A 22,667-nucleotide genomic window follows, 5' to 3' on the forward strand; every position below is an offset into this window, starting at 1 on the left:
TAAAGCGTCCGCGCCAGGGATGGCGCGGCTCGAGCTTACAGGGAGGTACTTGCAGCGTCTTTACGATCTATCCATTATCCCCGCTTCACGTACTTCATCAGCAAGCATTATTTTCTATCATATCTAGCGACGGTTACGTACTAACTGGTAGCGACGCGTCAGGTACTCGACCGGTGCGCTCCAGATGTGAACCAGACGGCAGAACGGGAACAGAACGAACAGCGTCAGACCCAACACGATGTGCAGCTTAAAGATCAGCGCGACACCCGCCAGATGCTCAGATGCTCCCCCCTGGAAGAACGCCACGCTCTGCGCCCAACCGACCAATTTCAGCATTTCACTGCCGTCCATATGCTGTGCAGAGAACGGGATGGTCAGAAGACCCAAACCCGCCTGAATCACCAGCAGAGACAGAATGAGAATGTCGCCAACGCTGGACGTGGCACGAATGCGTGGGTTGGTCAGACGGCGTTTTAACAGCAGCACGCCACCGACAAACGTCAGCAGACCTGCCGCACCACCGCCGAACATCGCCATTTTCTGTTTTACATCCATCGGCAGGAAGGCTTCGTACATCCAGTGCGGCGTCAACATACCGAGGAAGTGCCCGGCAAATACGCCCAGAATCCCCAGATGGAACAGGTTAGACGCCAGACGCATCCCTTTCTTATCCAGCATTTGGCTCGAACCTGCGCGCCAGCTGTACTGGCCGTAGTCATAACGCAGCCAACTGCCAATCAGGAAAATCGCCATCGCCAGGTAAGGATAGATGTCAAAAAAGAACACATTAAAATAATTCGTGATTGCACTCATTAGCGTTGCCCTCCCGCCGATGTCGCGTCAAGATTCAGATATTGCGGCACCACCGCGCCAGCGAAGCGGCGTTGGTGTTGCGTTTGTTGGGCCGATGCGCAGCCTTCTTCGCCGAGGAACTTAACCTGCTCCTCTTCCCACACGGCATCCAGCGCCTGCGGCGTGTCGTCACGCGCTTCGTCAGCCACCTGATGTGTGACATCGTCACTTTTCAGGTCACTACCGGACAACGCCAACAGCAGATCGAACAGCGTGGCATAGCTGCTGTCACGCTGCTGCAAACGCGCGCCAATCAACGCCAAAATCGGCGCGATGTCGAGTAAACCCGCGCGACTCTGCGCGGGCTCCAGACGAGAAAGGTACTCAAGATACAGCGGCAGGTAGTCCGGCAGCTCACGGCAATCCAGCGCCAGACCGGCATCCTGATATTGCTGCATGAGATCGACCATCGCCTGACCACGATCGCGAGACTCACCGTGAACGTGTTCGAACAGCAGCAACGAGGTCGCCCGACCGCGGTCAAACAGGCCGCTATACTCCGCCTGTTTGTCCAACAGATCCTGCGCACACAGCGTGTTGATGAACTGCATGAGCTGATGACTCTCACGCAGCGGTAAAGCATCAGCCTGCTCTACCGCTTCGATCAACTCAGCCCGATTTTCCCACAGCTCGCTATCGGGATAGTCCAGCAGGCGGGCAATAATCCGCAGGCTAATCATGGTTCGTCTCCCGCATGATTTTGCTGTTCATATCGCGCGTTTTGCTGCTGACATCGATGGCATCAATACGTTTGCTGTTGAACAGATTGAATTTGGTATCGCTGCCGTGGCAGCCATCGCCAAAGCTGAAGCCGCAGCCTTTGCTTTCTGGGAATGCTTCACGCGCCAGTTCACGATGGCTTGATGGAATCACGAAACGGTCTTCGTAGTTCGCAATCGCCAGATAGCGGTACATTTCCTGCGCCTGCGCTTCGGTCAGCCCAACCTGCTCCAGCGCGCTGGTATCAATTTTGCCTTCTACGGTTTCTGCACGTTTGTAGTGACGCATCGCCAGCATACGTTTCAGCGCCAGCAATACGGGCTCGGTATCCCCTGCGGTCAGCAGGTTCGCCAGATATTGCACCGGGATACGCAGGCTTTCGACATCCGGCAATACGCCAGTGTGCGCCAATTGACCCGCATCCGCGGCAGACTGAATCGGTGACAACGGTGGCACGTACCACACCATCGGCAGCGTGCGGTATTCTGGGTGCAGCGGCAGCGCCAGCTTCCAGTCCATCGCCATTTTGTACACCGGCGACTGTTGTGCCGCTTCAATGACGCTGTTTGGAATGCCATCTTTCAGCGCTTGTTCAATGACTTTCGGGTCGTGCGGGTCAAGGAACACATCCAGTTGGCTCTGGTACAGATCTTTCTCGTTTTCCACAGAAGCTGCTTGCTCGATGCGGTCTGCATCATAGAGCAACACTCCCAGATAGCGGATACGTCCGACGCAGGTTTCTGAGCAGAGCGTAGGTTGACCACTTTCGATACGCGGGTAGCAGAAAATACATTTTTCTGATTTGCCGCTCTTCCAGTTGAAGTAGATCTTCTTGTACGGGCAACCGGTCAAGCACATACGCCAGCCGCGACACTTGTCCTGATCGATCAGGACGATGCCGTCTTCGCCGCGTTTGTAGATCGCGCCGCTCGGACAGGTTGCCACGCACGCAGGGTTCAAGCAGTGCTCACACAGACGCGGCAAATACATCATGAACGTGTTTTCGAACTGGCCGTACATCTCTTTTTGCATGTTGTCGAAGTTCTTATCCTTCGAACGCACGCTGAATTCACCACCCAGATCGTCTTCCCAGTTCGGGCCGTTCTCGATTTTCTTCATCCGCTGACCGGTAATCAGCGAGCGCGGACGGGCGACAGGCTGGTGCTTACCTTCCGGCGCTTTACGCAGATTCTGGTAGTCGTAGTCGAACGGCTCATAGTAGTCGTCGATTTCCGGTACATCTGGGTTAGCGAAGATTTTGGACAACACGCTGATACGGTTACCCATACGCGGTTCGAGCTTGCCGCTGATTTTACGGATCCAGCCGCCCTTCCATTTTTCCTGATCTTCCCAGGCATGGGGATAACCCACGCCCGGTTTGGTTTCGACGTTGTTGAACCAGGCGTATTCCATCCCTTCACGGCTGGTCCAGACGTTTTTACAGCTAACGGAGCAGGTGTGACAGCCGATGCATTTGTCCAGATTCAGCACCATGCCCACTTGTGAACGAATTTTCATCAGGCTTTCTCCTGCTGTACCGCTTTCTGTACATAGTCCTGGCCTTCATCATCCAGCCAGTCGATGCGTTTCATTTTACGAACCACGACGAACTCATCGCGGTTTGACCCGACGGTGCCGTAGTAGTTAAAGCCATAAGCCAATTGGGCATAGCCGCCGATCATATGGGTCGGTTTCGGCGTGATGCGGGTTACCGAGTTGTGAATACCGCCGCGCTGCTGGGTAATTTCCGATCCCGGCAGGTTAATAATGCGTTCCTGCGCGTGGTACATCATGGTCATTCCCGCTGGCACACGCTGGCTGACAACCGCACGCGCCGTCAGCGCACCGTTGGCGTTGAACGCTTCTACCCAGTCGTTATCCGCAATACCCAAATCACTGGCATCGTCTTCGCTCAGCCAGATAATCGGGCCGCCGCGACCCAGCGTCAGCATCAACAGGTTGTCGCTGTACGTGGAGTGAATGCCCCATTTCTGGTGTGGCGTCAGGAAGTTCAGCGGTTTTTCCGGGTTGCCGTTAGGTTTCTTATTCATCACCGGCTCAGCCGCACGGGTATCAACCGGCGGACGGTATACCAACAGGCTTTCACCGAAGGCACGCATCCACTCATGGTCTTGATACAGCTGTTGGCGGCCAGACAGCGTACGCCACGGAATCAGCTCATGAACGTTGGTATAACAGGCGTTATAGGAAACGTGTTCGTCTTCCAAACCAGACCAGGTCGGGCTGGAGATGATCTTGCGCGGCTGCGCCTGAATATCGCGGAAGCGAATTTTCTCGTCTTCTTTATTCAGTGCCAGATGCGTGTGGTCACGACCGGTGAATTTGCTCAGCGCTTCCCACGCCTTCACGGCCACCTGCCCGTTGGTTTCCGGGGCCAGAGACAGAATCACTTCTGCCGCATCGATCGCCGTTTCAATCTTCGGACGACCTGCCGCCGCACCGTCAGCCTTGGTGTAGTTCAGTTTTTTCAGGAAATCGACTTCGGTCTGTGTGTTCCAACCGATGCCTTTACCGCCGTTGCCCAGCTTGTCCATCAACGGACCAAGCGAGGTGAAACGTTCGTACAGGTTCGGGTAATCGCGCTCCACCATCATCAGGTGTGGTGCAGTTTTGCCCGGAATCAGATCGCATTCGCCTTTTTTCCAGTCATCCACGCCGAACGGCTGCGCCATTTCTGCCGGGGAATCGTGTTGAATTGGCAAGGTAACCAGATCGGTTTCCTGACCAAGGTGTCCCTGACAGACGCGGGAGAAGGTTTTCGCGATGCCTTTGTAGATTTCCCAGTCGCTTTTGGAATCCCACGCCGGATCGACAGCCGCAGACAACGGGTGAATAAACGGATGCATATCCGAAGTATTCATGTCGTCTTTTTCGTACCAGGTTGCCGTTGGCAGGACGATGTCGGAATACAGGCAGGTGCTGGACATACGGAAATCAAGCGTCACCACCAGATCCAGTTTGCCTTCGACGCCTTGATCGCGCCATTCCACTTCTTCCGGCTTCACGCTGCCCGCCGTGCCCAGATCTTGCCCTTGAATACCGTGCTCCGTACCCAGCAGGTACTTCAGCATGTATTCGTGGCCTTTACCGGAGGAACCCAGCAGGTTAGAACGCCAGATGAACAAGTTGCGCGGGTAGTTTTGCGGGCTATCCGGCTGTTCAGCGGCAAATTTGATTTCGCCTGATTTCAACGCGGCAACGGTATATTCCTGCGGCGTAACACCGGCAGCACGCGCTTTTTCTGCGATATCCAGCGGGTTAACGTTCAACTGCGGTGCAGATGGCAGCCAGCCCATACGTTCGGCACGCACGTTGAAGTCAATCATGCTGCCAGTAAAGCGGGATTTATCCGCCAGCGGTGACAGCAGTTCCTGCGGCGCGACGGTTTCATAACGCCACTGGCTGGAATGGTTATAGAAGAACGACGTACTGTTCATGTGACGAGGAGGACGCTGCCAGTCCAGACCAAACGCTAACGGCGTCCAACCGGTTTGCGGACGCAGTTTTTCTTGTCCGACGTAGTGCGCCCAACCACCACCGCTCTGACCAACACAGCCGCAGAAAATCAGCATGTTGATAATGCCGCGGTAGTTCATGTCCATGTGGTACCAGTGGTTGATACCGGCACCGACGATGATCATCGAACGACCGTGCGTTTTATCGGCGTTATCCGCAAATTCACGCGCAATGCGGATGATGTTCTGACGAGAAACGCCAGTAATTTTCTCAGCCCAGGCTGGGCTGTACGCTTTCACATCGTCGTAATCGCGCGCGCAGTTGTCGTCGTCCAGACCACGATCCAGGCCGTAGTTCGCCATCGTCAGATCATACACGCAGGCAACCAGCGCTTCGCTACCGTCAGCCAGCGTCAGACGCTTAACCGGCAGTTTGTGCAGCAGGATTTCTTCTAGCGCAACGTTGTTGAAATGTTCGCTGACCGCGCCGCCAAAATACGGGAAGCCGACATCAACCACATCGTCGTGCGACCCCAGCAGGCTCAAGCGCAGCTTCACTTCTTCGCCGCTCACGCCGTCGCGTTGTTCCAGGTTCCATTTGCCCTGATCGCCCCAACGGTAGCCGATCGACCCTTGCGGTGCAGTCAGGTTGCCGCTTTCATCGTCAATCGCGATGGTTTTCCACTGCGGGTTGTTGTCTTGGCCAAGGTTATCCACCAGATCGGAAGCACGCAGCATACGACCTGCCGCGTAGTAGCCATCTTCACGCGGCTCCAGCAGCACCAGCATCGGTAAGTCCGTGTATTGACGAACGTACTCGCTGAAATACTGGCTCGGTTTGTCGAGGTGGAACTCTTTCAGAATAACGTGGCCCATTGCCAGCGCCATCGCGCTGTCGGTACCTTGTTTCGGGTTCAGCCAGTGGTCACACAGCTTGGCGATTTCAGCGTAGTCCGGCGTGACCGCAACGGTTTTGGTGCCTTTATAGCGAACTTCCGTAAAGAAGTGGGCATCTGGCGTACGGGTTTGCGGAACGTTAGAGCCCCAGGCAATGATGTAAGAGGAGTTATACCAGTCTGCCGACTCCGGTACGTCAGTCTGCTCACCCCAGGTCATGGGTGACGCCGGTGGCAAGTCACAGTACCAGTCATAGAAGCTCAGGCACACGCCGCCGAGCAGAGAAAGGTAACGCGCACCGGCCGCGTAGGACACCATCGACATCGCAGGAATCGGTGAGAAACCGATCACGCGGTCTGGGCCATAGGTTTTGGCGGTGTAAACGTTAGAGGCAGCGATCAGCTCGTTAACTTCGTTCCAGTCAGAACGAACGAAACCACCACGGCCACGAATTTGTTTGTAGTATTTGGTTTTTTCGGGGTCATTGACGATGGACGCCCAGGCATCAACCGGATCGCTGTGCGTCAACTTTGCTTCACGCCACAGCTTCATCAGGCGCTTACGCATCATCGGGTATTTCAGGCGGTTAGCGCTGTAAAGATACCAGGAGTAGCTGGCTCCGCGCGGGCAGCCGCGAGGTTCATGGTTAGGCAGGTCCGGGCGGGTACGCGGGTAGTCAGTCTGCTGCGTTTCCCACGTCACCAGACCGTTTTTCACATAAATCTTCCAGCTGCATGAACCGGTACAGTTTACCCCGTGGGTAGAACGTACGATTTTGTCATGCTGCCAGCGACTGCGATAGCCGTCTTCCCAGTCACGATTGGTATTGAGGGTCTGGCCATGACCATCAGAAAACGGTTCGGCCAGTTGTTTGAAGTAACGTAACCGGTCAAGGAATTTGCTCATCCGGACTCTCCTGCTGCGAAGCCTGCTGGCCCCTGTCGTTATGAAATGCTCGTAGCAGACATCTGTTTTTGCTTACGACACATCGCTCAAGTTGGCGCTAGGGTATCCAGCAACCGCGTGGTCAAACTTGATAACGATCAAGAGTGTCACCCTGTGAAAAACGGAGTACACCGCCAACTACCACCAAAGAATTATTATGAAAAAATCACATAATTAATTGATTTTAAAAGATAAAAATAAAACCATTCGTTTTGTGCTTATACTGAATTCATACACACGACTATTTAGAGGTAGTAGTCGGGAGGCGACGAAAAATTGCTCGAACAAGAGAGATGACATATGGACGTTTTAGTATGGGGATAAGCCCCAAGATCACAGAATGTTCTGTCCTTATTTTTTCCGGCGTAAGAATTGTGCTGAGGTGAGCGTGACTGCCGGGTGAGCCGCATGGAAGCGGCGAAAATCCGTGCCGCGTCGGGAACGCGTCACGGGTGGCCCGAATAGCAGTCACGAACGCCGAAGGTATCGCGTAGCGACACAATTAGCGCCAACAAGCCAGAGGTCAAGGAGCGCGGCAATTGAGCGCTCTTTGTCGGGCGCACGCTACGGAGTAGCATGAAAATAACAGTGTTAATAGCGCACGAAACCGCCTCTTAGCCGGCATAAAAATGTAGCTAGGAGGCAGTTGGGAGGAATGAAGCAAGTCAACTCAACGCTTAGCGTTGCTTTCTGGCATAGAACAGCCAGGTCACCAATACGCACACGACGTAGCACACCACAAATACCTTCATCGCACCGGTGGGTGAACCCGTTAACTCAAGCGACATCCCAAAAGCCTGAGGAATGAAGAAGCCGCCGATAGCACCAATGGCTGAGATAAAGCCCAGCGCCGCTGCGGTATCCGTGGCTGCCGCACGCTGCGCATCCGCATCACTTCCACCCTGTGTTTTCACGCGATCTGCCGTTAATTTACGGAAAATTACGGCGATCATCTGGAATGTGGAGCCACTACCCAGGCCGGCCGTCAGGAACAACATCATGAAAATACCAAAGAACATGCCGAATGAACCGGCAGAGTTCGCACCAGGCAGAGACTGGAATAACAACACGGAGAAAATCACCATCAGGATGAAGTTAATCAACGTCACCTTCACCCCACCAAAGCGGTCAGACAACATTCCGCCAACCGGACGCGCCAGCGCCCCCAGCAGTGGCCCAAAGAACGCGTAGTACAGAATTACGATATCGGGAAACTGCGTTCTGGCCAGCATACCAAAACCAGCCGAAAAACCGATAAATGAGCCAAAGGTGGACAAATACAGAAAGCTAAGTACCCACAGGTGCATTTGCTTCAAAACGGGCAACTGCTTGCGTATCGACGCATTGGCAGTCGACAGATCGTTCATACCAAACCAGGCAGCGGTTGCAGCAATAACCAAAAATGGTACCCACATCCAGGCGGCATGATGCAGCCAGATCTGGTTGCCGTCAGGCTGAACAACGCCATTGCCGGAAAAACCCAGAATCGGCAGGAAAATCACCACTGGCACCAGCAGTTGCATCACGCTCACGCCGAGGTTACCCAGTCCGCCGTTGATGCCTAACGCGCTACCCTGACGTGATTTAGGGAAGAAGAAGCTGATGTTCGCCATGCTGGACGCGAAATTCGCCCCCGCGAAACCACACAGCAGAGAAATCGTCACGAAGACGCTGTACGGCGTTTGCGGATTCTGTACGGCAAAGCCAAGCCAGATACACGGGATAACCAGAATGATGGTACTTAACGTCGTCCAACGGCGACCGCCAACCATGGGGATCACGAAGGAGTAAGGAACGCGTAACAGCGCGCCGGAAACGGAAGGCAGCGCGGTAAGCAAAAATAGCTGGTCTGTGGTAAAACTAAATCCGACCTTGTTTAGGTTAACGGCCACGGTGCTGAAAATCATCCAGACACAAAACGACAACAGCAGGCACGGTACGGAGATCCAAAGGTTACGCTGTGCTATCCGTTGTCCACCAGATTGCCAGAATTTTGTATCTTCAGGATTCCATTCCCTTATCAGCGTGCTTTGCGATACTTTTTCGGGTGATGAAGGCTGCGTCATAAAAACCTCGATAAATAAAAACGCGGTAGAATTAAGGCGCAACATTAGGGATTACACCGCAGGTAAAGTTGATGCAAATCAACGCGCTGTCAGGTAAAAAAACCGAGTAAAAATAACCACACTCCTTAATGAGTAATAAAAATAGAAAAATAAGCAACGATAATTCAAGCTGTTATATCTCTATTTTTTCTTACTGTCATATCCCCTTTCAAGGCGCGGATATTCGGTGGTACTCACTAGTAGGTATGGGGTTATCATGTAGGATCGGGAAAAATGCCAAAAGGGTTATCCTTCTCGGTACTGGTTTTCTACTCCTCCAGCAGAGGTCGCTTTATTATGTTGAAACGTTTCCTGCTGCCGCTGTCGCTCGTCAATCAGGTTGTACTATTGATGCTGCTACTCGGTTTGCTGGGTATTGCAGGTATGTCGGTTTCCAGTTGGATGTCTCAAAGCATTCAAGGGAACGCGCACGCCATTAATAAAGCGGGCTCGCTTCGTATGCAGAGTTACCGCCTGCTCTCGATGGTGCCACTCTCTGCCGAGAATGAAATTTACCTGCAAGAACTGGAAGAAGACGAAATCAGCAGCGACCTGCAACAGGCAGTACGTCGGGAAGGGCTCAGTGAACAATTCACTGAACTGCGCGTGTTCTGGCTGGAGAATCTGCAACCGCATTTGCGGCAGGCAACGCACTCCGCGGATGCCTCGGCGGATGTCGCCCGCTTCGTGAAACAGCTCGACGATCTGGTTTCCGCCATCGATCATAAAACCGAACAGCGGTTGAGGATGGTCACGCTAGTGCAGCGCATCTTCATCGGCATCATGTTTATTCTGCTGGTCACGACGTTCTTTTACCTGCGTCGCCGCCTGTTGGGGCCGTGGCGACGTCTGGTTGCGATGGCGCAGGCTATTGGTCACGGTGATTTCACCCAGCGCGTTGCCATCAACGGCCATGATGAAATGAGCACGCTGGGACAGGTGCTGAACAGCATGTCGGATGAACTTTCCGCCATGTACCACAGTCTGGAACTGCGCGTCGCCGAGAAAACAGCCGACCTGCAACAAAAAAACGATCTGCTTTCTTTCCTTTATCGCGCCAGTCGACGCCTGCATACCGGGGCTCCGCTGTGTAGCCGACTAATGCCGATCCTGAACGAACTGCCGTCGCTGACCCCGCTGCGCAATATTCAACTGCGACTATATGAAGATAATAATCAGGAACAATTTCACCAGTTTAGCGATAGTAGCCAGTCGCAGCCGGATCACTGCCCGGATAACAGCTGTCAGAGCTGCGGTATGCAGGCAAAACGGGAAGAACTGCCGGGCGAACCTCACTGCTGGGATCTGCACGATAAACACGGACAATATGGCGTCGTGTTAGCCACGCTGCCGGGCAACACCGTGCTGAGCCGCGATCAGAATCAGTTACTGAATACCTTATTGGAGCAGTTGACCAGCACGCTGGCGCTGGAGCGTCAATCCAACCATCAACAGCAGTTGATGCTCATGGAAGAACGCGCCACGATTGCACGCGAGCTACACGACTCTATCGCCCAGTCTCTCTCCTGCCTGAAAATTCAGGTGAGCTGCCTGCAAATGCAGGGCGGCGATTTGCCACCCGCGTCGCAGCAGTTGCTGACGGAAATGCGGGAAGAGTTGAATACCGCCTATCGCCAACTACGTGAGCTGCTGACGACGTTCCGGCTGAAGCTGTCGGAATCCGGTTTACTTGCCGCGCTGCGGGCGTCGGTCGATGAATTCAGTAAGCGGCTTGGATACCCCATCGAATTACATTACCGCCTGCCGCCGCAGTCGGTCTCCGCTCATCAAGGCATTCACGTTCTGCAAATTGTGCGTGAAGCGCTGAGCAATATTTATAAACACGCGCAGGCCACACAGGTCGATATTACGCTGCAACTGCGTCAGGGTTATATCGAACTCAGCGTAGCCGACAATGGCATCGGTATCCCTGATGATGCCAGCCGTGCCAACCACTATGGGCTTATTATCATGCGCGACCGTGCACGGGGTTTGCACGGCGAATGCATTGTTCGACGCCGGCCGTCGGGGGGCACTGAAGTCAATGTCAACTTCCTCTCCGAATACCGTCACCGGCTGCCATTAACAGGAGAAACTCATGATTAACGAAGATGCCGCCACCCTACTGCTGATTGATGACCATCCCATGTTGCGGAATGGCGTTAAGCAACTCATCAGCATGGACCCAGAATTGCAGGTGGCAGGTGAAGCCAGTCACGGCGAACAGGGTGTCGAGCTAGCGGAACAGCTGGACCCGGATTTGATTCTGCTCGATTTGAACATGCCCGGCATGAATGGTCTGGAAACGTTGAATCGTCTGCGGGAAAAATCGCTGTCTGGCCGCATTGTCGTCTTTAGCGTTTCCAACCATGAAGACGATGTTGTCAATGCCTTGAAAAATGGTGCCGATGGTTACCTGCTGAAAGATATGGAGCCGGAAGATTTACTGGCTGCGCTGCATCAGGCGGCATCAGGAAAAATGGTGCTGAGTGAAACGTTGACGCCGATTTTGGCCGCCAGCCTGCGTGAAAGCCGCCACAGCAGCGACCGGGACATTCAGCAGCTCACGCCGCGCGAACGCGATATCCTGAAGCTGCTGGCTCAGGGATTATCCAATAAAGTGATTGCCCGCAAGCTCACGATTACTGAAAGTACCGTTAAGGTTCACGTCAAACACCTGTTGAAAAAAATGAAGCTAAAATCACGGGTTGAAGCGGCCGTCTGGGTATTACAAGAAAAAGTCATTTAATCAAATCGTCACAAGATACCGCTATTGTCAGCGGTACGGATAAGGCGCTCTGGCGCCCTTCCGTCCGAGATTATCCTCGCGTGAGCGAGGATGCCGCCGTCGTTGATAAAAACCCCGTCGTTGATAAAAACCCGTCGTTGATAAAAACAAAGTTGATGAAAATAATTGTTGGAAATACCATCAACGCCCCGCCCAATCTAAACGGTTGCTAAACGGCACCGGCATTTATAGCCATTATCCTAATTAATGTGACGTTGCTCTCGTCTAAACTAGTTCGTAATCGCATTTATCGGCTTTTACACCGAGTTTAACGTTGAGGAACAACATGAAAAAGGTCAGTAAGGAGCGGTTTATCGGCCTGGAATGGTTACGATTTTTGCTCGGCTGCTATGTGATGATTTATCACACAGTCCACGTTTATCCCCAGCGTGAGCGCATTCCGTTTTTGAGCGAGCTCACCAGCATGGGATTCTTCGCGACCAGCACGTTCTTTGTCCTGTCTGGCTTCTTGCTAGCCCATGTCTACATTAAGGACGGACGTCTGCGTGAACCTGTTCGCCAGTTCTGGGCCAAACGCTTCTTTAATCTTTATCCCATCCATATCATTGCCCTGCTGTCTTCGATTGCCGTTGTCACGCTGATGCAGTGGCTGGCCGTGCCGCCGGAAGGACAAGTCGCCAGCGCGCGTTTCGTCATTTATGACACCAACGATCCCGCAGCCGACCCCGAAACGCTGCGCCATTACATGACGAATGCGCAGTTGGCGTTCAACGGGATATTGCAGGTACTGATGTTGCAGGCATGGAATCCTTACTTCCTGACCTTCAATGCCCCGTTATGGTCGCTTTCCACACTGTTCTTTTTCTATCTGGCGTTCCCGCTGTTAGCCCCGCGTCTGTTGAACAGCCGCCATCCGTGGCTGTGGATGGGGATCGTCTGCCTGCTGTATCTGCTACCGCCAATTTGGGTGATCTGGCAACAGCAGTTCGGCATGCCGTACACCGGATTATTACAGCGTGGACCGATTTTCCGTCTGCCGGAGTTTCTGGCCGGGATTTTGGGCTATGCGCTGTTCCGTCATTATCGTCAGAAAGATCGTTTACCGCTGACCAAAGGCCAGCGCTACGCACTCGCCCTCTTTATCGGTGTGAATTTCCTTGTCGCTACCTGGTTGTTCACAAAAGGCGAAGCCTATTGGTACTTCTTGCTGCATAACGGCTTGCTTCTGCCGGCTCAGGTCGGTCTGGTTTGTCTCAGTGCGCTGGCGCGTGAACCTAACAGTGAATGGCTGCGGCACTGGTCGCCCCGACTGGGAGCAGCCTCGCTGTCTATCTTTGCGCTACACGTTCCGCTCTTTAATCTGTTCCGTACGCTGGAACAGCTGGTGCGCGGTAACCCGATGGCCTGCTTCAGCGATTGGGATCAATGCATTACCGCGGCAGGCCAAGTGCAACTGTCCATGACGGGCTATATCATTTTTCTGCTTAGCACCGTGACGCTCTGTGTTCTCTTCCAGGAACGGATCGTGTTCCGCGTAAGGACGTTCCTGACCGCGCGCTTCCTGAGCAACAACACTTCCCGCACACAGCGCACCGCATAGCGTCATCTATCGCTCATGCTCTCTGACCTGAAACAAGCAGGGTCAGAGAGCCTCATCCCCGCACGACTCATCCCCTTTCCGCTAGCCAAAAATGTGACAGATATCGCGTTATAGCTGTTAATCATCAATAGCCACTTTTATAACTATTTACATTCTAATCAATTTTCGTTTTCGGGTAGAGCATCACTACGATTCCTGTTAATGTTTGCCGTTCCGGACTAAACCGGTTCGTTATCATCGGCTGTACGTCTTTGTCTTTGACGGACATCTCACTACCTGTCACCACTGTTTACTTGGCAATAATGACACTATCCAAACACGCACTCTCTTCCCTCAGCTTGGTTATCGCCCTCTCTGCTGGCATTACACAGAGCCGCGCTGACACCATTTGGCTGACCAATGGCGACCAGCTTACAGGGAAAATCACGCTGCTTGACGGCGGTAAACTCTTTATCAACACCGACTATGCTGGCTCTATTTCTGTAGCCTGGGATAAGGTGAAAACCTTTGAATCCGACCATGGTCTGGTGATTCAAGGCGAACGCTACGAAAAAGGCGTACTGTATCCGACGATCAAAGCGAGCGAAAACCGCGCCATCGTCGCGAACCCGTCGCTGGCTAACGAAGCGGCAGGCCCGCAAACATTGCCGCTTTCTGAAATCACGTCCATCGTCGCGCAGAAGCCGCTGGTGACCGATTTCGCCTGGAAAGGCAACATTGACGCCGGCATGTCGCACAAGAAAAGCTCGACAGAAACCGACAACTACGATGTGACGCTGAACACCAAAGCGCGTCACGATACGTGGCGACACAACCTTGATGCCAGCTACCATTTGGCAAAAGAGAATAAAGTCGAGAGCACCAAGAATGCGGCTGGCGAATATGCGCTGGATAAATTCGTGGATGAGAACTGGTTCTGGCAGGGTCGTTATCAGTACAAACGCGACTGGATTGAAAGCATTAAAATCAACCGCTCTTTCGGTCTCGGTCCCGGTTATCAGTTCTGGGATAACGATTTAGGCGCGTTCTCACTGACGTCGCTGGTCAACTCCCAAACCTTCGTTTACCGCGATCAGGGCGATGATGACTTCTACTCCGGTGCGATTAAGTGGGCGTACAACCGCTACCTGTTCAGCAAATCGGTTGAAGCCTTCACCAACGGTGAATTGGGTCGTTCATTTGATGGCACTGCGCCAATCTATCTGAAAGCGGATGCAGGTCTGCGCTTCAAGCTGACCGACTGGTCTTCTATGAGCATGAAAGTGTCACGTACCCGTATCGAAAGTAATCAGGGGAATGTTGACGACACGCTGTACACCATGGGTGTTGGCGTCGGCTGGTAAGTCAGTTGCTTCACATTGTCTCAAGGTGAACGGCGATCTCGTCGTTCACCTCAATGTTCCTGCTCACCGCTGTCACTATTAGCAACTCCCTGCTGCCGCAGAACATGACTGTTGCAGGATTCGCACCCGCTGCGCCAGTTCGCTCACGCTTTCATCTTCCGTTCCGTGATTCTTCAGTTCTTGCTCAAGCGCAAACAGATATTGCGCATTGGTGCCGAGCGGACCGCTCGCGCTCGCAATCAGCGGTGCAACGCTCTGAATGCAGGTATCATTTTCGTTGAGGGGATGTTCCGGTTCGGAAACAAACACCAGCGCTGTCAGCGGTGCACCGTTCTTGCGATGCAGTTCGCACCAGAGCGGACGATAGCATCCCGTCAGCATTTCACGCTTCCACAACAGCTCCAGATCTTCACGCAATGAGGTTTCCGGCAGTCGGAAAGCCAACCCCGTCGTTTGCCCACCGGGCTTCAGCGCCAGCATCCGTCCCGGCTGCGTTACCGTGCCTCGACCGATGGTCAGGCGCAGACAAAAGGCACGCTGCCACCCTGCCAACGTGGCCAGACAGGTTTCTTCGGCGTCAAAAACCGGATTCCACATAAGCGAACCGTAGCCAAATACCCAGACAGGACAGCTATTTGGCCGGAGCGCCAGCGTCCTGTCCAACGAGTCAGCCCGCTGTTGCGGGGTGAGCAGTAAGGTTTCTTCAATACAACCAAAAGACGTTCTACAATCTGCTTTCTGCAAAAAATCGCGTGTTAACACTACTTACTACCCCCAACCTTACTCTTTTGCTGCTCGTCAGATCGGCTCTCGCCCTGCGTGTAAAAACCTAACTGCTTCATCTGCTTAATTTTACAACACTATCAACCCTGAGGTTATTCATTTATGGCTTTGCGATCAAGTTTGATACTAGTCACAAAAACTGAAAAAGTTCGTGATAATGTTTCAGTCACACAAGATTCAGCTTTTATATCAACTTAATCGGCAACTCACCGTCAGACTTGACGTATTCCTGATACAAACCTCATTTTTGTGACGTCAGGAACCTGTCGAAAGCCGTATGCTTGACGTGAAAGCTCTCGACATCAATAAAAAGTATCCACTACGACAAGAATAATAACGGGCAGACATCAAATGATAATAATTATCATCTCGTGTTATTATCATCCTTAATTTGGAATCGACTATCCACGGAGACACTGAATGGCAACGCCGCGTCAGCCTGTTTTAGTTCAGGTTAAACACATCCACGATATTTCCCCTCATTTACGCTGCATTACGTTCCATCACGACGCGTTGCGCGATTATCCGACCGAGCGATACGGTGCACACATCAAGCTCTTTTTGCCTCAGGCCGGACAGCAAAAACCGGCTCTGCCCGCAATTGGCGAACGCGGTCCGATCTGGCCAGAAGGCGAAGCCCGCCCCATCGTTCGCACCTATAGCGTCCGTGCCCTGCGCCCGGAAGAGGCGGAACTGGATATGGTTTTCGCGCTGCATGAACACGCCGGGCCTGCCGTCACCTTTGCCCGTCAGGCAAAGCCCGGCGACTGGGTCGGTATTTCACAACCCGGCGGCCCACTTCCGATGCTGCCGCCAGCGGCCGCTTATTATCTGGCCGCTGATCCGTCATCGTTCCCTGCGCTCATGGCGCTGCTGGAGAACCTGCCTGATGACGCCACGGGACATGCGGTAATCCGTGTCGACAGCGAGGCTGATAAACTTGATATCACTAAACCAGCACAGCTTCAGCTACATTGGATTATCGGCGGAACGGACGTGACCGATGTATTTTTGCAGCAGTTTCAGTCACTTCCGTCGGCTGAAAATGTGTTTTACTGGTTAGCGGGTGAGGATCGTATCGTAGTTCAGCTTCGTCGCCACGTGCGTCGCGAACGCGGGTGTGAACGAAATCAGATGTATGCCGTGCCTTATTGGCGAGAAGGGTTAAATGAAGAGGATTATCATCATAAACGTCACGATATCATGGATAATCCTGACGAATAACCACAAAAAATACATTTGATATTATCATGATAGGGAGAAGACACGCAGATTCTCCCCTTTTCATGTGAATTTAAGCGCAAAGCGTAAAAATCCGTAAAACATCCCGCACCAACATGACAATCTGTTATCATATTGTTCGTTTTATTACGTTATAACTACTTTTTAGTAACCTTTTGCTGTTTATTGTTGTTCTACGTCTTTAATAAAGGGGTTTGCGACCTCAATAAATTGCTTTATGCCCTAAATAGTTTGAGCTGCCAGTAGGCGGGCTTGAAATATGACGGGGATATTTTGCCGTATCATTCCTCTGGATAAGGAGAACTCCCGCAATGAAGTCTCATGCTGAGGTGGTCAAAACTCGCCATCACGAATACTCACTCATTTTTCCGGTTATTGCGCTGGCCGTACTCTACATGTGGGGCACTTCACAAAATTTTGTCGCCATTCTTGGCATCAACGCCATCGCGCTAGCCGGGATACTGTTCAGCGCCTTCAGCGTAGTACGCCACGCCGACGTACTCGCACACCGTCTGGGTGAACCCTACGGTTCATTGATCCTCAGCCTGTCCGTCGTCATTCTTGAAGTCAGCCTGATTTCTGCGCTGATGGCAACCGGTGACGCGGGTCCAGACCTGATGCGTGACACCCTCTATTCCATTATCGTGATTGTCACCGGTGGTCTGGTCGGTTTCGCCCTCTTACTCGGCGGCCGTAAATTCGCCACACAGTACGTCAACCTCAGCGGCATCAAGCAGTACCTGATGGCGATCTTCCCATTGGCCGTGATTGTGCTGGTTTTCCCCAGCGCCTTGCCCGGTGGTAATTTCAGCGTAGCGCAGTCGTTGATTGTTGCCGCTATTTCTGCGGCGATGTACGGCGTGTTCCTATTGATTCAAACGCGTACGCACCAAAGCCTGTTTGTGTATGAGCATGAAGACGAAGGGGACGGTGACGATCCACACCACGGTAAACCGTCCGCGCACAGTTCACTGTGGCATACCGCCTGGCTGCTGGTTCATCTGGTTGCTGTTATCGCGGTCACCAAGACGAACTCCATGCCGCTGGAAACACTGCTGACCGAAATGAACGCGCCGACGCAGTTTACGGGCTTCCTGGTCGCGTTATTAATCCTCTCTCCTGAAGGGCTGGGAGCGATCCGCGCGGTCTTGAAGAATCAGGTGCAACGCGCCATGAACCTGTTTTTCGGTTCCGTGCTGGCAACCATTTCACTGACGGTCCCTACCGTTACGATCATCGCCATGCTGACCGGCCGCACGCTGAATTTCGGTTTGGATATGCCACACATTGTGGTGATGCTGTCGGTACTGGTGCTGTGCCACATTACGTTCTCTACCGGTAGAACCAATGTGTTGAGCGGTAGCGCGCATCTGGCGCTCTTCGCCGCCTATCTGATCACCATCACGCTGTAATTCCCCTGCCGACGCGGTTTTCGCCGCGTCGGCCTCACCAAAACTCACTTCTCTTGATGTATATCTGGATCTTCTGAGCGCGTCCGGCGTATCGTAAGGCTGTCGTCGACGGACCGGCAGGCCCGCCATATTGATTTACTTCCTTACTTTGGTTTCTGCTTAGATGAAAACGCACGGAATTAACGGCGTCAGGCCGTTCAGCGCGCTGATTGACGCGTGCTGGCGCGAAAAATATACGCTGCAACGTTTTACCCATGACATTATCGCTGGCGTGACCGTCGGCATCATCGCCATACCACTGGCGATGGCACTGGCCATTGCCAGCGGCGTTCCTCCGCAGTACGGACTGTATACGTCAGCCATTGCCGGGATTGTCATCGCCGTCAGCGGCGGCTCACGCTACAGCGTCTCAGGCCCGACGGCAGCCTTCGTCGTTATTTTGTATCCGGTATCGCAACAGTTCGGGCTATCCGGGCTGCTGGTTGCCACCTTGCTGTCCGGCATATTTCTGCTGCTGATGGGGCTCTGCCGCTTCGGCCGTCTGATTGAATATATTCCGCTTTCCGTGACGTTGGGGTTCACCTCCGGGATCGCTATCACCATCGGTACCATGCAAATCAAGGATTTCTTCGGCTTGCAGATGGCGGTAGTCCCCGAGCATTATGTCGAAAAAGTGGCGGCGCTGGCGCAATCGCTGCCGACGCTGCATCTTGCTGATACGCTGATTGGCGCAACGACGCTTTTGGTTCTCATCGTCTGGCCCAGACTCGGTATTCGCTTGCCCGGCCACTTGCCTGCGCTGTTGGCAGGTGTCGCGGTGATGGGGATCATGTCGCTACTTGGTGAAAATGTGGCCACCATCGGTTCCCGATTCAGCTATATGCTGGCGGACGGTTCGCAGGGGCAAGGGATTCCGCCTATCCTGCCGCAGCTCATTCTGCCGTGGGATATTCCGTCGCCGGATGGAAAGACGATGACGCTGGATTGGCAAAGCATTTCCGCTCTGCTGCCTGCGGCGTTCTCGATGGCGATGCTGGGGGCAATTGAGTCGCTGCTGTGCGCCGTCGTGCTGGACGGGATGACGGGCAAAAAACACAATTCTAATGCAGAGCTGATGGGTCAGGGCTTCGGTAACATCATCGCACCGTTCTTTGGCGGCATTACCGCGACCGCGGCGATTGCCCGCTCCGCCGCCAACGTGCGTGCAGGAGCAAACTCGCCGATCTCCGCAGTGATTCATGCGCTGCTGGTGTTACTGGCATTGCTGATACTGGCGCCGTGGCTGTCTTATCTGCCGCTGGCGGCAATGGCGTCGCTGTTGCTGATTGTCGCCTGGAACATGAGTGAAGCGCACAAAGTGGTGGATTTGCTGCGCCACGGGCCGAAAGACGACATTATCGTGATGCTGCTTTGTATGTCGCTGACCGTGCTGTTCGATATGGTGATCGCGATTACCGTCGGCATCGTGCTGGCATCCCTGCTCTTCATGCGTCGCATCGCGCAGATGACCCGTCTGAGCGAACTGCCGGACACCAAAATCCCGGATCATCTGGTGCTGCGTGTTAACGGCCCGCTGTTTTTCGCTGCGGCGGAGCGCATCTTCAACGAACTGACCGTACGCAGCGAAGGCTATCAAAATATCATCTTACAGTGGGATGCGGTGCCGGTGCTGGATGCAGGCGGACTCAATGCGTTCCTGCGCTTTAGTGAAACACTACCCGAAGGTAAACAGCTCATCATCACCGATATTCCCTTCCAGCCGTTAAAAACGCTGGCGCGGGCGAAGGTTCATCCGATTGAAGGACGGCTCAGTTTCTACGGTTCATTAGCGCAGGCGATTGAGGCGACGACGGTGCGTTCAGCGTAGCGGAAACAGAATAGAAATAGTCTGCGGGCCACGCCGTGCTAATGCTGCACGGCTGGCATCTTAAATCGGACGGACAGGCGTTCGTCCCGCAGCGTTAAATCCAATGTGTCATCACATTCGCGGCTAATGGCGCTCAGTTGCTCGTTCGTCAGCGCATAAGGCAGTTGGATATCAAACGCGGTCAGACCTTGCTGGCGTGCCAGCGTAATCAGCCTGATGATGTTGGTTTCGTCACTCACCTGCGTAGAAAGCACCTGTAGCGCCAATCCCTTCAGCCGCTCTTTCGGCGCACTCTGCCGAGCTGGTGCCATCTTGGTTACCATGCCAAAAATCGGCATCACGCCGTACATCGCATCCATGAAGCGCCAACGTTTGTTGCACAGTGCCGCTAAATAATCCGTGTAATCCAGACAGAGTGGCTCACTGGAACTTGTAGACTCAGGGGACTTTTCCATATTCCCTTTTCTCCTCTTCGCCAGTGGTTTGCCGCGCACTACCCTGACAGGTATAAAACCGTAAACTACATAGTGTTTAATTCAGGTATATTGTCACGCTTCGCCCCCTTTTGACTAGCGTGTTGAGGAGACCTAATTGTGACAACTTTTTCTTCTGCTCCCGTGTTAATTACCGGCGGCGCACGGCGTATTGGGCTGGCGCTGGCGCGTTCGTTTCTGGCCCAGTCGATTCCAGTCATCATCAGCTATCGCACGCCTTATCCTGAGTTGGAGACGCTACAGCAAGATGGCGCCGTTTGTCTGACCGCCGATTTTTCCACCACGGAAAACATCTATGCGTTTGCGGAGCAAATCCAGTCGCTCACGCCGCGGTTGCGCGCCATTATTCACAATGCCAGCCGCTGGGAGCCTGAAAGCCCCACCACACCGCCAGAAAAAACGCTGGACGATATGCTGCAAATTCATGTCTATACGCCCTATTTACTCAACCAACTGCTGGAACCCTGCCTGCGTGGGCAAGGCATCGCGGGTGCAGATATCATTCATCTGACAGATTACGTGGTAGAAAAAGGCAGCGACAAGCACATTGCCTATGCCGCCAGCAAAGCGGCACTGGATAACATGACGCGGTCGTTTGCCCGCAAGCTGGCACCCGAGGTGAAAGTCAACGCGATCGCCCCCGGTCTCATCCTGTTTAATGAAAAGGATGACGAATCCTATCGTCAGCAGGCGCTGGAAAAGTCATTGATGAAAATTGCCCCCGGTGAAGAAGAAATTGTCCGGCTGGTGGATTACCTGCTCAGCAGCCGCTACGTCACCGGGAAAACGCTAGGCGTTGATGGTGGACGAGCTTTGCGCTAAGCCCCTGAGTATCAATGCGAGGATAAAAAAATCACCACCAGTGAAGTTCGCCAGCAGCTTACTACACACCTAACACGTCTGTGGCGTTACGGGTTAGTCCTGTCGCGCAGCCACGAGGTTGCCGAAGAGTTAGTCCAGTCTACCTGCGTTCGGGCACTCGAAAAAAGCGGGCAATTTACACCGGGCACTCGAATCGACAAATGGCTGTTCTCCATTCTCCACTCGATATGGATTTCCGAACTGCGCGCACGCCGCGTGCGTCTGGGACAAGGTTTTGTCGAAAGCGAAGCCCTATTGGCCCCGGATACCCATGAGCGGGATGACGATCGCCTGCATTACCAGCAAATAATGCAGCGTGTCAGCGCCTTGCCAGAAGCGCAACGCAATACCGTATTTTTAGTTTATGTCGAAGGATTTACCTATCAGGAGGCGGCAGACACGCTATCGGTACCCATCGGCACCATTATGAGCCGACTCGCCACAGCACGAAGTACGCTGGCAAAATCAGTTGAGGCTCTGCCCGCTGCAAAGGAGAAACGGTCTTGAAACCCATGCGTTTTACGCCCCCCTACGGTGATGAAGCCATCGTTGCCTGGTTGGATGGTGAGATGGATGACGACGAGGCGCAACAATTCGCGACGCAGTTGGAGAAAGACGAACAACTTGCCGAGCGTACCGCCGAGCTGATGAAAAGCCATCTCAACTTTGAAGAGGCCTTCGCGCCGTTACTCAACAAAGCGCCTCAGGCGAAAATGCAGGCCCGGCTTGAGGAACTGCTAGCAACGCATCCGGCGTCTGTAGAGCCGCCATCGCATGCTGGTGTCAGCCGCCGCTCGCTCATTGCAGCCTCACTCAGTTTTTTGGTGATTGGCTCAGGGCTAGGCTACCTTGCCCGTCCTGTTTCGGTTGTTCGTAACGACAGTGAGAAAATTCGCGATCTTGAAGCGCAGTACATGTCACTGTACAACACCGAAACCCTGCTTGATGCAGACAGTTCCTTACCCACCTTACAGCGTGGGCTGTCTCGTGCCACTCAAGACATTGGGTTGCCACTCAATGAACGGCAGCTGACGCTTCAAGGCGCGGAGCTGAAAATAGTGCGTATGCTGCGCTACGACAGCACCGCCATTGCACAGATTGCCTGGATGCACGCCGAGTATGGCCCCATGGCGTTGTGCATTTCTCCCGATCGGGGAGCAAGCGCTTCTACGCTTAGCAATGAGCAGCGCCATGATATGCATGTCGTCTGGTGGCACAATCGTGGCTATCAGTTCGTATTAATTGGCCGTAATCCTGTACCGCAACTGACTGAAAGCGCGCTCAGGCTGCAAACGTCGTTGGCCTAGCCATTGGCGCTCCC

General features: G+C 53.5%; 17 protein-coding genes. 10 read left to right on the forward strand and 7 right to left on the reverse strand.

Annotated elements, in window-relative coordinates:
* Positions 1-123: 123 nt before the first annotated feature.
* The 5 genes from narI to BUB06_RS02755 all read right to left on the reverse strand — a co-directional run bounded on the left by narI (position 124) and on the right by BUB06_RS02755 (position 8,956).
* Positions 124-813 carry a respiratory nitrate reductase subunit gamma gene (gene narI, locus BUB06_RS02735; RefSeq protein WP_010276906.1) on the reverse strand — a complete coding sequence of 230 codons (690 nt, stop codon included), beginning with the start codon at positions 811-813 and terminating at the stop codon, positions 124-126.
* The gene (gene narJ / locus BUB06_RS02740; RefSeq protein WP_039471805.1) at positions 813-1,532 is read right to left on the reverse strand and encodes a nitrate reductase molybdenum cofactor assembly chaperone; all 720 of its coding nucleotides are present in this window, start codon (positions 1,530-1,532) and stop codon (positions 813-815) included. Before narJ ends, narI begins: the two co-directional genes overlap by 1 nt.
* A complete protein-coding gene (gene narH, locus BUB06_RS02745; RefSeq protein WP_039471803.1) occupies positions 1,525-3,090 on the reverse strand; it encodes a nitrate reductase subunit beta in 1,566 nt (521 codons plus the stop codon). Before narH ends, narJ begins: the two co-directional genes overlap by 8 nt.
* Positions 3,090-6,851 (reverse strand): nitrate reductase subunit alpha, encoded by a 3,762-nt coding sequence (locus BUB06_RS02750; RefSeq protein ID WP_039471801.1) that lies wholly within the window; start codon positions 6,849-6,851, stop codon positions 3,090-3,092. The genes narH and BUB06_RS02750 overlap by 1 nt, the downstream gene beginning before the upstream one ends.
* 716 nt (positions 6,852-7,567) lie before the next feature.
* The gene (locus tag BUB06_RS02755; RefSeq protein WP_039471976.1) at positions 7,568-8,956 is read right to left on the reverse strand and encodes a NarK family nitrate/nitrite MFS transporter; all 1,389 of its coding nucleotides are present in this window, start codon (positions 8,954-8,956) and stop codon (positions 7,568-7,570) included.
* A 336-nt stretch (positions 8,957-9,292) separates the two neighbouring features.
* On the opposite strand from BUB06_RS02755, the gene narX reads away from it, so the two are divergent.
* From narX to BUB06_RS02775, 4 genes are all read left to right on the forward strand, one after another.
* The gene (narX, locus tag BUB06_RS02760) at positions 9,293-11,101 is read left to right on the forward strand and encodes a nitrate/nitrite two-component system sensor histidine kinase NarX (protein WP_175552151.1); all 1,809 of its coding nucleotides are present in this window, start codon (positions 9,293-9,295) and stop codon (positions 11,099-11,101) included.
* Positions 11,094-11,744 carry a two-component system response regulator NarL gene (gene narL, locus BUB06_RS02765; RefSeq protein WP_010276892.1) on the forward strand — a complete coding sequence of 217 codons (651 nt, stop codon included), beginning with the start codon at positions 11,094-11,096 and terminating at the stop codon, positions 11,742-11,744. The genes narX and narL overlap by 8 nt, the downstream gene beginning before the upstream one ends.
* Positions 11,745-12,069: 325 nt before the next feature.
* Positions 12,070-13,344, forward strand: coding sequence for an acyltransferase family protein (locus BUB06_RS02770; protein ID WP_039471797.1), 1,275 nt, complete (start codon positions 12,070-12,072; stop codon positions 13,342-13,344).
* 302 nt (positions 13,345-13,646) lie between these two features.
* Entirely contained in the window at positions 13,647-14,687 is a 1,041-nt protein-coding gene (locus BUB06_RS02775; protein ID WP_039471796.1) for a DUF481 domain-containing protein, read from the forward strand.
* A 78-nt stretch (positions 14,688-14,765) separates the two neighbouring features.
* Here the strand turns inward: BUB06_RS02775 and BUB06_RS02780 are convergent, their stop codons facing one another.
* Complete coding sequence (locus BUB06_RS02780; RefSeq protein ID WP_039471794.1) at positions 14,766-15,449, reverse strand: gamma-glutamylcyclotransferase; 684 nt, start codon at positions 15,447-15,449, stop codon at positions 14,766-14,768.
* Positions 15,450-15,890: 441 nt separating this feature from the next.
* Between BUB06_RS02780 and BUB06_RS02785 the strand changes: the two genes are divergently transcribed.
* The 3 genes from BUB06_RS02785 (at position 15,891) to dauA (ending at position 19,991) form a co-directional block, all read left to right on the forward strand.
* A complete protein-coding gene (locus BUB06_RS02785) occupies positions 15,891-16,694 on the forward strand; it encodes a siderophore-interacting protein (RefSeq protein WP_039471792.1) in 804 nt (267 codons plus the stop codon).
* Positions 16,695-17,023: 329 nt separating this feature from the next.
* The gene (chaA, locus tag BUB06_RS02790) at positions 17,024-18,124 is read left to right on the forward strand and encodes a sodium-potassium/proton antiporter ChaA (RefSeq protein WP_039471790.1); all 1,101 of its coding nucleotides are present in this window, start codon (positions 17,024-17,026) and stop codon (positions 18,122-18,124) included.
* A 163-nt stretch (positions 18,125-18,287) separates the two neighbouring features.
* Positions 18,288-19,991 (forward strand): C4-dicarboxylic acid transporter DauA, encoded by a 1,704-nt coding sequence (gene dauA, locus BUB06_RS02795; RefSeq protein ID WP_039471788.1) that lies wholly within the window; start codon positions 18,288-18,290, stop codon positions 19,989-19,991.
* A 38-nt stretch (positions 19,992-20,029) separates the two neighbouring features.
* On the opposite strand, the gene BUB06_RS02800 is transcribed toward dauA, so the two are convergent.
* On the reverse strand, positions 20,030-20,446 hold the full coding sequence (locus BUB06_RS02800; RefSeq protein WP_039471786.1) for a hypothetical protein: 417 nt from the start codon (positions 20,444-20,446) through the stop codon (positions 20,030-20,032).
* A 138-nt stretch (positions 20,447-20,584) separates the two neighbouring features.
* Here BUB06_RS02800 and folM point away from each other — a divergent pair, with 138 nt between their 5' ends.
* Genes folM through BUB06_RS02815 form a run of 3 tightly spaced genes read left to right on the forward strand, consistent with a single transcriptional unit; the run spans position 20,585 to position 22,653 of the window.
* On the forward strand, positions 20,585-21,307 hold the full coding sequence (gene folM / locus BUB06_RS02805) for a dihydromonapterin reductase (protein WP_039471784.1): 723 nt from the start codon (positions 20,585-20,587) through the stop codon (positions 21,305-21,307).
* 30 nt (positions 21,308-21,337) lie between these two features.
* Positions 21,338-21,853: a sigma-70 family RNA polymerase sigma factor gene (locus tag BUB06_RS02810; protein WP_048329280.1), complete on the forward strand. Its 516-nt coding sequence runs from the start codon at positions 21,338-21,340 to the stop codon at positions 21,851-21,853.
* The gene (locus BUB06_RS02815) at positions 21,850-22,653 is read left to right on the forward strand and encodes an anti-sigma factor family protein (protein ID WP_039471779.1); all 804 of its coding nucleotides are present in this window, start codon (positions 21,850-21,852) and stop codon (positions 22,651-22,653) included. The genes BUB06_RS02810 and BUB06_RS02815 overlap by 4 nt, the downstream gene beginning before the upstream one ends.
* Positions 22,654-22,667: the final 14 nt, after the last annotated feature.

Source organism: Pectobacterium carotovorum, assembly GCF_900129615.1.
GTDB lineage: Bacteria > Pseudomonadota > Gammaproteobacteria > Enterobacterales > Enterobacteriaceae > Pectobacterium > Pectobacterium carotovorum.